The following is a 13,948-nucleotide window of genomic DNA, read 5'->3' as shown; positions in this document are numbered from 1 at the left end:
CGCCGCCTAGAGAGCGCGTCCAGAAACGCATCCGCGACTATTGGCGGAGCGATGACGGCGAAAGGATGACCGGTCAATGAAGCTGCTCGCAGGCAATTCGAACCGGAGCTTGGCCCAGGCCATCGCTGCCCACCTGGACATGCCGCTGACCAAGGCCCAGGTGAAGCGTTTCGCGGATAATGAAGTGTTCGCCGTCGTCGAGGAGAACGTGCGCGGCGAGGATGTCTTCATCATCCAGTCGACCTCGTATCCGGCCAACGACAATCTGATGGAGCTGCTGATCATGACCGACGCGCTGGTGCGCGCCTCGGCCAAGCGGATCACGGCCGTCATGCCCTACTTCGGCTACGCCCGTCAGGACCGTAAGACCGGCGGCCGTACGCCGATCTCGGCCAAGCTGGTCGCCAATCTGATCACCCGCGCTGGCGCCGACCGCGTGCTGACCATGGACCTGCACGCCGGCCAGATTCAGGGCTTCTTCGACATCCCGACCGATAATCTGGTGGCGACGCCCGTCCTGGCCCAGGACATCAAGGACAACTATCCGAAGGGCGACGACCTGATGATCGTCTCGCCCGACGTCGGCGGCGTGGTGCGCGCGCGCTCGCTGGCCAGCCGCCTGAACGCCGACCTCGCCATCGTCGACAAGCGCCGTCCCAAGGCGGGCGAGAGCGAAGTCATGAACATCATCGGCGACGTCGAAGGCCGCCGCTGCATCCTGTTCGACGACATCGTCGATTCGGGCGGCACCCTGGTGAACGCCGCCAAGGCGCTGATCGACCCGCGGCGCGACCGAGGTCTCGGCCTACATCAGCCACGGCGTCCTGTCGGGGCCGGCGGTCGACCGCGTCGCCAACGGCCCTCTGAAGGAGCTGGTGATCACCGACTCCATCGAACAACCTGACGAAGTTTTGAACTGCTCGAAGATCCGTCGCGTGCCCGTGGCTCCGCTGATGGGCGAGGCGATTCGGCGCATCGCCAACGAAGAGTCGGTCTCAAAGCTGTTCGATTAAGGTTCGGCTAACCATTCCCTCCGCGATATAAGGGCTTGTAGTTCGGTAGGCGCCTCGCGCCTCCGACGCCCGTCCAAGTGCGTATCGCTTAAAAGCAAGGGAAGATCGCCGATGCCCCAGGCCTTCTTGCGTCGCGGCCTCTCCGTCGCCGCTGTCGCCGCCGCCGCCGTCCTGGCCAGCTGTTCGACGCCTGAGCCGGAAGCGCCGCCCCCTGCGCCGCCCCCGCCGCCGCCCCCTGCCCTGGCGCTGAACCAGAGCGTGGCCGAGGCCGCCTCGGTCTATGTCGCCTTCGTGCGCGAAGTCGGGTCGATCCAGGCCGGCTTCCCTGACGCCGAATCCATCCAGGCCGCCGTCCGCAAGGGCGCCGCCGTCGAGGCCGGCCAGCTGTCGCGCGGCATGATCGCCTACGGCGCCATCCTGGCCCTGCAATCGCCTGAATACGTCGCCGGCGTGCGCCAGTTCGCCTCCGACCCGGCCCAGCGCCAGCAGATGGTGTCGCGAATCGTCGCCGACCCGGCCTACGCCGCCACCCTGCCCGGCGCGGAAGCCGCCGCCGGCCTGATCGCCAGCACCATGGGCCAAGACGCGGCGACCATGACCGCCATCGCCGAGGCGGTGGAGACGGACGCCTACACCATCCAGGGACGCAGCGACCCGCGCCGCCGCTGGGCCACCCAGCCCGTCGCCGACCGCAACGGCCGCCTGGAAGGCGCCAAGTCCCTGTCGGCCGTGCCGCGTCTGCCCTCGGCCGAGGACAGCGCCCGTCTTTTCGCCGCCGCCCACAGCGGCTCGGGCCTGAACCTGACCGCCGCCCAGCGCGGCGCGCCGTTCACGCCCGCCATCGTCAACTCCCTGGCCATCGCGGCCCTGGCGGCCCTGGGCGCGGCGGGCGAGGACGCCAAGGCGAACACAGACGCCCTGACGACCGAATCGAACAATGAGTTCTGCCTCAGCATGTCGAAGCTGATGCTGTTCCAGTGCCTTGCGGCGGCCAAGCCGAACTATGAAGACATCTTCTGCGCCGGTCGTCACGTCGTTCGCGACCTGGCCCAGTGCACCTCGCAGTATACGGGACCGATGCCGACCATCACCGTGGCCGTGCCGCCTACAGGCGCGCCCACGCCGATGGCCCAGGCGCAGAACCAGTCTTCGCCGACCGCGTCCCCGCACGGCTGAGGCTGATTATCGCAGTGGGCTGAGCCGGGGCGGTTGCGTCCTCCCCGTGTTCCGTGTAATAGCCCGCGCTCTTGAATTCGAAGGGTTCATGACCCCGCCGCGCGGGACACGGTTCTGCGCAGGCGTTTACTTGTATTGAAGGCGAGCCCGATGGCTGAGATCATTCTGAACGTTGATGTCCGCGAAAACGTGGGCACCGGCGGCGCCCGCGCCGCGCGCCGCGAAGGCGCCGTCCCCGGCGTGCTGTACGGCGGCGACAAGGCCCCGGTGGCCATCTCCGTGAACGAGCGTGAGTTCCGCAAGTCGCTGTACACCGGCAAGCTGATCGGTCACCTGGTGACCCTGAAGTACGGCAAGGAAACCCAGCCGGTCATCGCCAAGGACATCCAGTTCGATCCGGTTTCCGACCGTCCGCTGCACTTCGACCTGATGCGCGTCGGCGCCAAGGAAGAGATCAAGATCGAAATCCCGGTCGCCTTCGTCAACGCCGACGAAGCTCCCTACACCCGTCAGGGCGGCATGCTGGAAGTGGTTCGCCACACCGTCGAGATCATGGTCCGCGCCGACCGTATCCCGGCTGAACTGGTCGTCGACCTGAAGGGCCGCGAGATCGGCGAGAACATCCGCATCTCGGACATCCAACTGCCGGAAGGCGCTGCGCCGACCATCACCGACCGTGACTTCATGATCGCCGCGATCAAGAACTCGGCCGCCGCTCAGTCGGACGCCGGCGACACCACCGCCGAAGGCGAAGCCGAAGAAGCCTAAGGTTTCTTCCCCTATCGCCCTGCGCGCGGCGCAGGGCTGCCTGAGGGGATCAGAAATCAGCCCCGCCCGGTTCGCCTGGCGGGGCTTTTCTTTGCCCGAAGCACGAGGCATGAGGATCGCATGATCATCATCGCCGGCCTGGGCAATCCCGGCCCCAAATACGAAAAGAACCGCCACAACATCGGCTTCATGGCCGTGGACGAGATCGCCAGCCGCTGGCGCTTCGGCCCCGCCCGCGCCAAGTTCCAGTCGATCGTCGCCGACGGCGAGGTCGAGGGGACCAAAGTTCTGCTGATGAAGCCCCAGACCTATATGAACGAGAGCGGCCGGGCCGTGGGCGAGGCGGCGCGCTTCTACAAGGTGAAGCCCGAGCACGTCATCGTCTTCCACGACGAGATCGACCTGGCCCCCGGCCGCTTCCGCATGAAGAAGGGCGGCGGCGCGGCGGGTCAGAACGGGATCCGCAGCCTGATCAGCCACCTGGGCGCCGACTTCCGCCGCGCCCGCATGGGCATCGGCCACCCTGGCGAGCCTCAGTTGGTCCACGCCCACGTCCTGGGCGACTTCCACAAGGCCGACAAGCCGTGGCTGGACGCCATGCTGCAGGCCTGCGCCGACGCCCTGCCCTTCGCGGTGAACGGCGACGACGAACGCTATCAAGGCGAAGTGATGCGCCTGGCTCCTGCTCCCAAGTTCAGTCCGAGGCAGGCGGCGAAGGGGGAGTAACCCTCTCCCGCTGGGAGAGGGTCGATCAATCCGTCGTCGTCCACGCCGCCTTCAGAGTCGCCGCGCCATTCGCCGGCACGCTCAGCGTCCAGACCGGATAGCCGGTGTCGTCCACCCGACTGCGCACCGACTGGCTGCGGATACGGAAACCGCGCTGCATAGCGGCCGAGGCGACCAGTTCGACCGTCACTTGTTCAGAGCGGGCGTTGGTGACGGTGGTCTCGACTTCGGTGCGCTCGGTCGTGACGGCGCCGCGCGTCGAGCGCCCGGACTTCACCAGCCGCGTCTGAACTCGCACATCCGGCGATTCGCCGAAGGTCAGCCGCACCGGCAGGCCTACGCCCTTGTCCTCGAACCGGTCCTGACCGGCCAGCAGCACTCCGCCCGCTCCGTCCGGCTGCATCACCGCCACCGAACCGCCCGGCAGGGCCACGCCCAGCCCGGCGCCCTCCTCATTGCGCAGCTTCATGACGATGGCCGTGGGCTGCGTCTCCTCGTCCGGGTTCAGCACCCCGGCGCGATAGACCCGCTCATAGGCCACGGCCTCGCGCTCCAGAAAGCGCACCTGCTTGGTCTGGCGCGCCGCTACCGTGGTCGGCTCGGGCAGGGTGTAGATCTTGTAGTCGCCCAGTTCGCCCTGACGCGCCATGGCGGTTACAGTGACCTCTCGCGCGGCCATAGGCACAGGGGGCGGAGGCGGACCAGGTAAAATAACAGGAGGCCCTGTGTATTCGACGCGATCCTGCTTGTAAGTGGGCTGCAGACCACTGCCCAGCGTCGTCGTCCCCTGCGGCCAGCACTGGTTCTGCTGATAGCGGACCAACGGCTCGACCGGCACGGTGCCTGCGTCCTTCCTCAGCGTGCCCGCCACCACCTGAACCGGGGCGTCGGGGAACCCCGTGCCGCCGAAGTTGGCCAGCGTCACCCATCCGGTCAGGTCCAGCGTCCCGTCCGTCGGGTTAAGCTGGGCCACATAGTCCGCCGACCACTGCAGCCCCGTGGTCAGATAGGCCAGCGTCACCGTATGCCGTCCCGCTCGCTCGGCGCGCGTGCGCACCGACAGGGTCGGCTGGTCGCCCAGCCCCTCTGGCACGCGGTCGAACACGACCCGCTCGGTCTGGCCCGAGCAGTCCAGCGCCTCGAACCGGCCGTCGATCTCCAGCACAGTGCCTTGAGCGCCCGCACGGATGACCGCGGCCTTCTCGACCTGTTCGCCAGTCGCCGGATTGGTGCGAACGACGCGCACCACCTCGCCCACCGACTTCTCCATCAGACTGGCCGGCGACAGCAGGTCGAAGTCGGCGTTGCGCTCGACCACATGGGCGGGCAGGCCCTCCAGCACCGCGCTCTGCGGCACCACGCCGGTGGCCAGTCCGCGAAAACGGATGATCCCCTCGCCCGCCGGAAGATCGACCGTGCGCGTCTCGACGATCAGGGCCAGCCCCTGACGGTCCAGCCGGCTCCACGGCTGGCGCGACTGTTCCATCAGGGCGACCGTATCGACCGGCCGGTCGCGATAGATCACCACCGTCGCCCCGTCAGGACGCGCAGACACGCTCTCCGTCTGGGCCCAGGCCGTGGGCCCCAGAAGGCTCAGCGCAGTGGTGATCGCCAGAAGGCGGCGCATGAGATCAACCGCCCGTGGTGATGGTCGCGGTCAGCTTGGTCTCGCCGTTGGCGGGCACGGGCACGCGCCAGACGACGGTGCGTGCGTCGCGCATCTCGCCCGTGATGCTCTGATCCGTCAGTTCGGTGTCGCGGCCCAGACCGCGCTGGCGCACTTCGACCGTCACCGGCTCAGGCCGAGCGTTGCGGACGGTGTATTCCATCGCATAACGGGTGCGGAAATAGTCGACCAGGCGCTTCGACACCCGCTCGGACGAGACCAGACGCGGCTGCACCGTCACATCAAAGGCGTCGCCCGTCGTCACCACGATCTCGGACCCGGCAGGCGAGTGGTCGACCTGGCTTTCGCCGATGAAGCGCGGCTCGCCCGCCTCATCCTTCACATAGACGCGGATCACGCCCGCAGGCAGGGCGCGCGCCGCATCACCCGATCCGTTGGCGAAGATGACCCCGACCTCGGCCGCCGCCGGCTCCTCGGCGCTGTAGAAACCGTCGACCACCCGCAGATAGCGCTTGGTCGCGGGAACGCCCGCCGCGTCGATCAGACCGACCTGCTTGGTCTGGTTGTTGGCGACCGTCACGGCCTCGGGCAGCGGATAGACATAGACGTCGGCCAGCGCGCCCTCACCGCCCGACTGGGTTCCATTGCCGCGCGTATTGGCACGGACCGGCGGGCGCGGATTATAGCCGCCCTGATTGATCAGATTGACGTCGCCCGCCACCACGCGCGTCTGGGCGTTGCTGAAGGTCGCGCCTGAGTTGTTGGTCAGCGTCACCCAGCCGGTCAGGTCGAGCTTGCCCGCCTTTTCATCAAAACGGGCGACATAGTCCGCCTTCCACGTCAGGCCGCTGGTCAGATAGGACAGGGTCGTCTCACGGCGACCAGCCCCCTCGGCGTCTAGGGTGACGCTGAGCGTCGGGCGCGGGCGCAGGTTCTGCGGCACCCGGTCGAAGATGACGCGCGTCGGCACGCCGTCGTCGCGCAGCACCTCGATGCGGTCGCCGATCTGCAGCACCACGCCCTGATTCGCCGCCAGCACGCGGGCGCGCTCGGTCGATTGCGCGCCCGATCCGGGGTTGGTGCGGACGATGCCGATCTCATTGCCGACGGCGCTTTCCATCAGCTTGCCCGGTGTCAGCAGGTCATAGTCGAAGTTCTGCTCGACCACCGACAGGCCGCGCCCCGACAGGCCGACCGTCTCGGGCCGGATGCTGGCCGAAACGCCCGGAAACACCTGACGCGAGCGCCCGGCGGGCACGTTCAGGTTCCGCACGTCCTCCACCAGGGCGATGTTCTGGTTGTAGACCGTCAGGGAGACGCGATCGGGACCGCCCGGCCCCTCCTCCACCTGTTGCGCGGCCGCAGGCGCGGCAAGAAGCAGGGCTAGAGCGAAGGGTCCGATGGCGCGGATCATGCGTGTCCTCGATGACTGTCCAAGCGTCACGCTGCACTGCGAAGGCGATCTTGTCGAGGCCGCACGCGACGCCGTGTCGTCCCTCGCCGGTCTAGCTTCCCCGCCTGGGAAGGTTTAAGCCCTGCCGCGTGACCCGCTCTCAGGCTGAAAACTGGTCGACCTGGCGCTCGCTGGCCTTCCTGGCCGCGACGTTCGCCATCGTGATCGGCAGCCTGATGCCGTTCGCGGCGCTAGCGGCGTCCACGCCCGGCCAGCCCATCGTCATCTGCTCGGCCGATGGTCCCCAGACCATCCAGTCCGGCGGCGTCGACGGCCCGATCAAGGCCGAGATGGGCGCCAAATGCGCCGCCTGCGTCATGCCGCTGCTGGCGGCCCTGCCCGCGCCCGCCGCGCCGGAACCGGCGCCGGTCGTGCGCCTGACGCAGGCCGTCGTCTACGCCCCCTTCATCGCCAGCCCCCCGCCCCCGGCCCGCGCTCCGCCGCGCCCGCCGTCGCGCGCCCCGCCTCACGCCTGAAAACCAGCCCCATCGACGCCGCGCGCCTGCTGAAGGCCTGCGCGGCCGCACATCTGTTTTCAGGATACGAATTCCATGTCTCTCAAGACCGCTGCGGCGCCGTGCGCCCTGCTGATCGGCGCCTGCCTGGCGCCGTCCCTCGCCCATGCCTACGACCTGTCGGAGGCTGACAGCCCAACCGTCGTCGACAGCATCATCGTCACCGGCCGGCGCAACGCCGAAGACCCGACCGTCGTGGCCGAGGCCCGCGACCGGCTCAGCCGCACCCCCGGCGCCGTCGCCGTGGTGTCGGCCGAAAGCTACTCCGACCGCTTCGTTCAGGGGTTCGCAGACACCCTGCGCAACGTCCCCGGCGTGCTGGCGCAGAAGCGGTTCGGCGAGGAAAGCCGCCTGTCCATTCGCGGCTCGGGCATCGCCCAGGGCTTCCACCAGCGCGGCGTCCTGTTCGCCCAGGACGGCGTGCCCTTCGCCGACGCCGACGGCTTTTCCGACTTCCAGAGCGTCGATTCCCTCAGCGCCCGCTATGTCGAGGTGTGGAAGGGCGCCAACACCCTGCGCTTCGGCGGGGCCCAGTTGGGCGGGGCGATCAACCTCGTCACCCCGACCGGCCGCACGGCCCGCCAGCGCGCCCTGATGCAGGTCGAGGGCGGCAGCTACGGCTTCGTGCGCGCTCATGCCGCCGTCGCCGAGACCTATGGCGACTGGGACGTCTTCGCCGCAGCCACCGCCATGCAGGGCGACGGCTGGCGCGACCACAGCCAGCAATCGCAGGGGCGCCTGACCGTCAATGCGGGCCGTTCCTTCGGCGAGGACCGCGAAGTGCGCCTGATCGCCCAGGCCGCCGACATCAAGCAGGACATGCCCGGCTCTCTGACATTGGAAGAGGCGCTGAACACGCCGCGCAAGGCCGCCGCCAACGCCCTGTCCGGCGATCAGGCGCGCGACCTGACGGTCAAGCGGCTGACGCTCCAGACCCGCTGGCGCTTCAATGAGTCCACCCTGTTCGAGGGCGCCGTCTGGGGCTGGGAGAAGTCGCTGTATCACCCGATCTTCCAGGTGATGGATCAGGACAGCGCCACGCGCGGCGCCTTCGCCCGCATCGACTGGACCGGCCAGATCGGCGGCCTGCGCGCCGACGCCTTCTACGGCTTCTCGTGGCGCGAGGGAGAGGTCGAGGCCCTGCGCTATGTGAACCTGGCGGGTCAGCGCGGCGCCAAGACCGCCGATGCGCGTCAGGACGCCTCTGGGCTGGACGTCTTCGCCGAGGGGCGGCTGTTCGTAACCGACCAACTGGCGCTGGTCGCGGGCGGCTCATGGGGACGCGCCACCCGCGACTATCTGAACCGCATGACCCCGGCCAATGACGCCAGCCGCGACTACGAGTGGTTCTCGCCGCGCATGGGCCTGTTGTGGGAAGCCGAAAACGGCGCCCAGGTCTTCGCCAACGTCACCCGCTCGGTCGAACCGCCGACCTTCGGCGCCCTGGTGCAGGCGCCGCTGACCGGCTTCACCCCGGTCGAGGTTCAGGACGCCTGGACCGGCGAGATCGGCACGCGCGGCCGTCATGGCCCTCTGGCCTGGGATCTGGTCGCCTATCGCAGCCGGATCGAGGGCGAGATGCTGAACTTCATCACCGGCCCCGACATCCCCGCCGCCACCTTCAACGCCAAGAAGACGATCCATCAGGGAATCGAGGCCGGGCTGGACTGGACCCTGCCGGTCGAACTGGCGGACGGGTCGCTGATGCTGCGTCAGGTCTATAACTGGAGCGACTTCCGCTTCGACGGCGATGCGCGCTGGGGCGACAACCGCCTGCCGGTCGTGCCTGAGCACCAGTACCGGGCCGAGCTGGCCTGGCGCCATCCGACGGGCGTCTTCGTCACGCCGTCGGTCGAGTGGCGGCTGTCCAGCCCCTATGTCGACTACGCCAACACCATGAAGGCGCCGGACTACGCCGTGCTGGGACTGACCGGCGGCTTCAACATCGGCCCAAACGCCTCGATCTACATCGACGCGCGTAACCTGACCGACAAGCGTTACGTCGGCGAGTTCTCGGCCGTGACCGACGCTCGCTCGTCGCAGACGGCCGTCTTCTTCCCCGGCGAGGGCCGTTCGGTCTTCGTCGGCCTGCGGCTGGCCTACTGATGACCGCCTCTCTCAAGACCAAGGCGCCGGACATGATGTCCGGCGCCTATCGGGCCGTCTGGCGCTGGCACTTCTACGCCGGGGTGCTGGTGATGCCGTTCCTGATGCTGCTGACGCTGACGGGCGGCCTGTATCTGTTCAAGGACGAGATCGACCACGCCGTCTATCGCTCCATGATCCAGGTTCCGGCCAGCGCCCAGCAAGCCGATCCTGATCAGTGGCTGGCCGCCGCCGCCCGCGCAGGCGAAGGCCGGGCGGCAAATGTGCTGGTGCCTGACCGCGCCGATCAGGCCGTGCGCGTCCGCGTCGACAGGCCCGACGGCGCCCAGCGCACCGTCTTCGTCGATCCGCACACCGCCACGGTCACCGGCGTCACCGCCTATGGCGGCGTGACCGAGACGATCAAGACGCTGCACTCCCTCAGCCTGTTCGGCGGCCCCATCGGCACGGCGCTGAACATTCTGGTCGAGATCGTCGCGGGCTGGGCCATCATCCTGTGCGCCACCGGCCTCTACCTGTGGTGGCCGCGCCGCCGCACCGGCGCCGTGCTGAGGCCGCGTGAGACGGACGCGGGACGCCGCCCCTTTTGGCGCGACGTTCACGCCCTGACCGGCTTCTATGTCGGCGGGGTGATCATCTTCCTCGCCGTCACCGGGATGCCTTGGTCGGCCGTCTGGGGCGATCGGTTCATGGGCGTCATGCGCGGCACGGGTCTGGGCCGCCCGCCCGCGCCCGCCGCCGCCAGCCCGTGGAGCCACGCCCAACCCCACGACACCCCGGCGGGCGTGGGCTGGACGCTGGAGAACGCCGTCCTGCCCGTCCATGACCACGGGCATGGGCACGGCGTCGCCAGTCTGTCGCGCGTTCTTGAAACCGCGCGTGAACAGGGCCTGCCCCGCCCCTTCACCGTCAGCATCCCCCGATCCTCCGACCTGGCCTGGACCGTCTCCCGCCAGACCCGCAAGGCCGAGGACGCCCGCAGCCTCTATGTCGATGGCGCCACCGGGGCGGTGAAGGCCGACCTGCGCTGGAGCCAGTTCGGCGTCATGGCCAAGGGCTTCGAATGGGGCATCGCCGTCCATCAGGGAACGCAATACGGCTGGATCAACCGCATCGTCATGCTGATCGGCTGCATCGCCGTCTGGCTGCTGGCGATCAGCGGGTTGATCATGTGGTGGAAGCGCCGCCCGCCCAGCCTGTCGCGCCGCCTTGCCGGCGCCCCGCCCGCGCCGCCCGGCCCCCGCGCGAGAATCGCCGTGCTGTGCATCGTCATCCCCCTGTCCATCCTCTATCCCTTGACGGGACTGAGCCTCGTGGCCGCCCTGCTGCTCGACCGAGCGGCGCGGGCGTTCGCCAGGTCCAAGCCCGTCGCAGCCTCTTGAGAAGGAGCTTCAACATGAAACCTCTGTTCGCCCTGACCGTCCTGTCGGCCGCCGCCCTCACCCTCGCCGCCTGCGGCCAGCCCGCCGAAAAGTCGGCCGAAGCCGCCAAGGACGCCGCCGTCGCCCCCGGCGTGGTCCAGGTCGCCGACGCCTGGTGCCGCCCCACCCCCAACGGCGCCAAGGCCGGGGGCTGCTACCTGACCCTGACGGCAGGCTCCGACGACCGTCTGGTCAGCGTCTCGACCGCCCTGGCCCAGTCGGCCGAGGTGCATGAGATGAAGATGGAGAACGGGGTCATGAGCATGGCCCACCTGGCCGACGGCCTGCCCCTGCCCGCCGGAACCCCGGTCGAGCTGAAGCCCGGCGGCAATCACATCATGCTGATGGGCCTGCGCGATCCTCTGGTCGACGGCGGCGTCGCCTCCTTCACCCTGACGTTCGAGAAGGCCGGTCCTATCGGCGTCCACGCGGCCATCAAGCAGCCGCCGGTGGTGGATTCCGAAGAGTAGGAAGCTCTCTTGACGGCGCGAGCCTGACAAACCGGCCCGAACCGGCTAAAGGCTCGCGCTCACGAGGAATACCATGGCCCTGAAAGTCGCGATCGTCGGCCTGCCCAACGTCGGCAAGTCCACCCTGTTCAACGCCCTGACCAAGACGGCGGCGGCCCAAGCGGCCAACTATCCGTTCTGCACCATCGAGCCGAACACCGGCGACGTGGCCGTGCCGGAGCCGCGCCTGAACGTCCTGGCCGGCATCGCCGGTTCCAAGGAGATCATCCCCTCGCGGATCACCTTCGTGGACATCGCCGGTCTGGTGCGCGGCGCATCCAAGGGCGAGGGCCTGGGCAATCAGTTCCTGGCCAACATCCGCGACTGCGACGCCATCGCCTTCGTCGCCCGCTGTTTCGTCGATGACGACATCACCCACGTCGAGAACCGCATCGACCCGATCTCGGACCTCGAGATCATCGAGACCGAGCTGATGCTGGCCGACCTCGAGAGCCTTGAGCGCCGCCGCGTCCAGATCGAGAAGCGCGCCAAGGGCGGCGACAAGGAATCCCAGCTGAACCTGAAGCTGATCGACGCCGCGCTCGAAAAACTGCGCGACGGCAAGCCCGCGCGTCTGGCCGAGGTGTCCAAGGAGGACAAGAAGGCCTGGGACATGCTGCAGCTGCTGACCGCCCTGCCCGCCCTCTATGTCGCCAACGTCGAGGAAGGCTCGGCCGACAAGGGCAATGAGCTGTCCGATCTGGTCGCCAAGCGCGCCGCCGAGGACAACGCCAACTCAGTCGTCATCTCGGCCCAGATCGAGTCGGAAATCGCCGTCCTGGACGACGAGGAGCAGAAGGAGTTCCTCGAGACCCTGGGTCTGGAAGAGCCCGGCCTGAACCGCCTGATCCGCGAGGCCTACAAGCTGCTGGGCCTGCAGACCTACTTCACCGTCGGGCCGAAGGAAGCGCGCGCCTGGACCATCCCCGTCGGCGCCACCGCGCCGCAGGCGGCGGGCGTGATCCACACCGACTTCGAAAAAGGCTTCATCCGCGGCGAGACCATCGCCTTCGACGACTATGTCGCGCTGAAAGGCGAAGCGGGCGCCAAGGAAGCCGGCAAGATGCGCGCCGAAGGCAAGGCCTACGTCGTCAAGGACGGGGATGTGATGCATTTCCTGTTCAACAACTAGGACGTTTCCTCAGGGCGGTTAGAAAATCTGACCGCCCTGATAGAATTACTGAAATTCCATACCCTTGCAGGTGTCGCCAAAGCCCTGGATGAATCGGCTCGACTGACGCTGAAAATTCTCCAGGGACGCCATGAAGTTCGATACCCTCGCCGTGCATGCGGGCTATTCGCCTGATCCGACCACCAAATCGGTTGCCGTGCCTATCTATCAGACCACCAGCTACGCCTTCGACGACACCCAGCACGGGGCGGATCTGTTCGACCTGAAGGTGGCGGGCAACATCTACACCCGCATCATGAACCCGACGTCCGACGTGCTGGAACAGCGCATCGCGGCGCTGGAGGGCGGCATTGCGGCGCTGACCGTGGCCTCGGGTCAGGCGGCGATCACCTATGCGATCCTGACCATCGCGGAGGCGGGCGACAACATTATCGCCACCTCGACCCTGTATGGCGGCACCTATAATCTGTTCGCCCACACCCTGCCCCAGTACGGCGTCACGGTGCGCTTCATCGACGCCGCCGACCCGGCCGCCATCGCCGCCCATACGGATGAGCGCACCAAGGCGGTCTTCTGCGAATCCATCGGCAACCCGCTGGGCAATGTCGTCGACTTCGGCGCCCTGGCCGACGCGGCCCACGCGCAAGGGTTGCCGCTGATCGTCGACAACACCGTGCCGACCCCCTACCTGACCCGCCCGATCGAGCACGGCGCGGACATCGTCATCCACTCCCTGACCAAATACATCGGCGGCCACGGCACCAGCATCGGCGGCGCCATCGTGGACAGCGGCAACTTCCCCTGGGCCGAGCACAAGGCGCGCTTCCGCCGCCTGAACGAGCCGGAAGTCAGTTACCACGGCGTCGTCTACACCGAGGCGCTTGGCCCGGCGGCCTTCATCGGCCGGGTGCGCACCGTCCTGCTGCGCAACACGGGCGCCGCCATCTCGCCGTTCAACAGCTTCCTGATCCTTCAGGGGCTTGAGACGCTGGCCCTGCGCATGGACCGCCACGTCGAGAACGCGACCGCCGTCGCCCAGTGGCTGAAGGCCCACCCCAAGGTGGAATGGGTCAACTACGCCGGGCTGGAAGACCATCCGTCCAACCCGCTGATCAAGAAGTATTTCGGCGGCAAGGCGTCCGGCCTTCTGACTTTCGGCGTGAAGGGCGGCCCGCGAGGCGGGCGCCCGCTTCCAGGACGCGGTGAAGATCTTCACCCGTCTGGTCAACATCGGCGACGCCAAGTCGCTGGTCTGCCACCCAGCCTCGACCACCCACCGCCAGCTGTCGCCTGACGAGCTGAAGAAGGCGGGCGTGACCGAGGACACCGTGCGCCTGTCCGTCGGCATCGAACACATCGACGACCTGATCGCCGATCTGGACCAGGCGCTGGCCGCCGTCTGATTTTTCGACCTGTCCCAGCCAGGCGCCGCCGACGCGGCGCTTGGCTGTCGACTCCGCTGATCCGGCTCACTACGGTCCCGCCATCGAATTCTCCGAGGG

The 13,948-nt window shown here is 68.1% G+C and carries 12 protein-coding genes and 1 pseudogene; 11 read left to right on the top strand and 2 right to left on the bottom strand.

Translation table 11 applies throughout. The annotated features are described in order from the left end of the window. Nucleotides 1-76 precede the first annotated feature (76 nt). The 4 genes and pseudogenes from FGL25_RS04925 to pth all read left to right on the top strand — a co-directional run bounded on the left by FGL25_RS04925 (nt 77) and on the right by pth (nt 3,683). A pseudogene (locus tag FGL25_RS04925) lies at nt 77-1,013 on the top strand (ribose-phosphate pyrophosphokinase). Between the two features lie 111 nt (nt 1,014-1,124). Further along, on the top strand, nt 1,125-2,189 hold the full coding sequence (locus FGL25_RS04920) for a hypothetical protein (RefSeq protein WP_138141109.1): 1,065 nt from the start codon (nt 1,125-1,127) through the stop codon (nt 2,187-2,189). Nucleotides 2,190-2,339: 150 nt separating this feature from the next. Continuing rightward, a complete protein-coding gene (locus FGL25_RS04915) occupies nt 2,340-2,957 on the top strand; it encodes a 50S ribosomal protein L25/general stress protein Ctc (protein ID WP_003165552.1) in 618 nt (205 codons plus the stop codon). A 120-nt stretch (nt 2,958-3,077) separates the two neighbouring features. After that, nucleotides 3,078-3,683, top strand: coding sequence for an aminoacyl-tRNA hydrolase (gene pth / locus FGL25_RS04910; protein ID WP_138141108.1), 606 nt, complete (start codon nt 3,078-3,080; stop codon nt 3,681-3,683). Nucleotides 3,684-3,708: 25 nt separating this feature from the next. Here pth and FGL25_RS04905 read toward each other — a convergent pair whose 3' ends face one another. Continuing rightward, a complete protein-coding gene (locus tag FGL25_RS04905) occupies nt 3,709-5,310 on the bottom strand; it encodes a DUF4139 domain-containing protein (RefSeq protein WP_138141107.1) in 1,602 nt (533 codons plus the stop codon). A gap of 4 nt (nt 5,311-5,314) precedes the next feature. After that, nucleotides 5,315-6,724, bottom strand: a complete 1,410-nt coding sequence (locus tag FGL25_RS04900; protein ID WP_138141106.1) for a DUF4139 domain-containing protein — start codon at nt 6,722-6,724, stop codon at nt 5,315-5,317. A gap of 128 nt (nt 6,725-6,852) precedes the next feature. Here FGL25_RS04900 and FGL25_RS04895 point away from each other — a divergent pair, with 128 nt between their 5' ends. The 7 genes from FGL25_RS04895 to FGL25_RS18095 all read left to right on the top strand — a co-directional run bounded on the left by FGL25_RS04895 (nt 6,853) and on the right by FGL25_RS18095 (nt 13,849). After that, complete coding sequence (locus FGL25_RS04895; protein WP_138141105.1) at nt 6,853-7,239, top strand: DUF2946 family protein; 387 nt, start codon at nt 6,853-6,855, stop codon at nt 7,237-7,239. Nucleotides 7,240-7,314: 75 nt separating this feature from the next. Then, a complete protein-coding gene (locus tag FGL25_RS04890; RefSeq protein WP_138141104.1) occupies nt 7,315-9,384 on the top strand; it encodes a TonB-dependent receptor family protein in 2,070 nt (689 codons plus the stop codon). After that, on the top strand, nt 9,384-10,766 hold the full coding sequence (locus FGL25_RS04885) for a PepSY-associated TM helix domain-containing protein (RefSeq protein ID WP_138141103.1): 1,383 nt from the start codon (nt 9,384-9,386) through the stop codon (nt 10,764-10,766). The genes FGL25_RS04890 and FGL25_RS04885 overlap by 1 nt, the downstream gene beginning before the upstream one ends. A 14-nt stretch (nt 10,767-10,780) precedes the next feature. Next, entirely contained in the window at nt 10,781-11,275 is a 495-nt protein-coding gene (locus FGL25_RS04880) for a copper chaperone PCu(A)C (protein WP_003165558.1), read from the top strand. A 73-nt stretch (nt 11,276-11,348) separates the two neighbouring features. Beyond that, nucleotides 11,349-12,446, top strand: a complete 1,098-nt coding sequence (gene ychF / locus FGL25_RS04875) for a redox-regulated ATPase YchF (protein ID WP_003165559.1) — start codon at nt 11,349-11,351, stop codon at nt 12,444-12,446. Between the two features lie 130 nt (nt 12,447-12,576). After that, nucleotides 12,577-13,740 (top strand): O-acetylhomoserine aminocarboxypropyltransferase/cysteine synthase family protein, encoded by a 1,164-nt coding sequence (locus tag FGL25_RS04870; RefSeq protein WP_252970037.1) that lies wholly within the window; start codon nt 12,577-12,579, stop codon nt 13,738-13,740. Beyond that, nucleotides 13,649-13,849: a PLP-dependent transferase gene (locus FGL25_RS18095; protein ID WP_252970036.1), complete on the top strand. Its 201-nt coding sequence runs from the start codon at nt 13,649-13,651 to the stop codon at nt 13,847-13,849. The genes FGL25_RS04870 and FGL25_RS18095 overlap by 92 nt, the downstream gene beginning before the upstream one ends. The last annotated feature ends 99 nt before the right edge of the window (nt 13,850-13,948 follow it).

The organism is Brevundimonas vancanneytii, from assembly GCF_901421975.1.
Taxonomy (GTDB): Bacteria; Pseudomonadota; Alphaproteobacteria; order Caulobacterales; family Caulobacteraceae; genus Brevundimonas; species Brevundimonas diminuta.
This window is presented reverse-complemented; position numbering and strand designations above follow the sequence as displayed.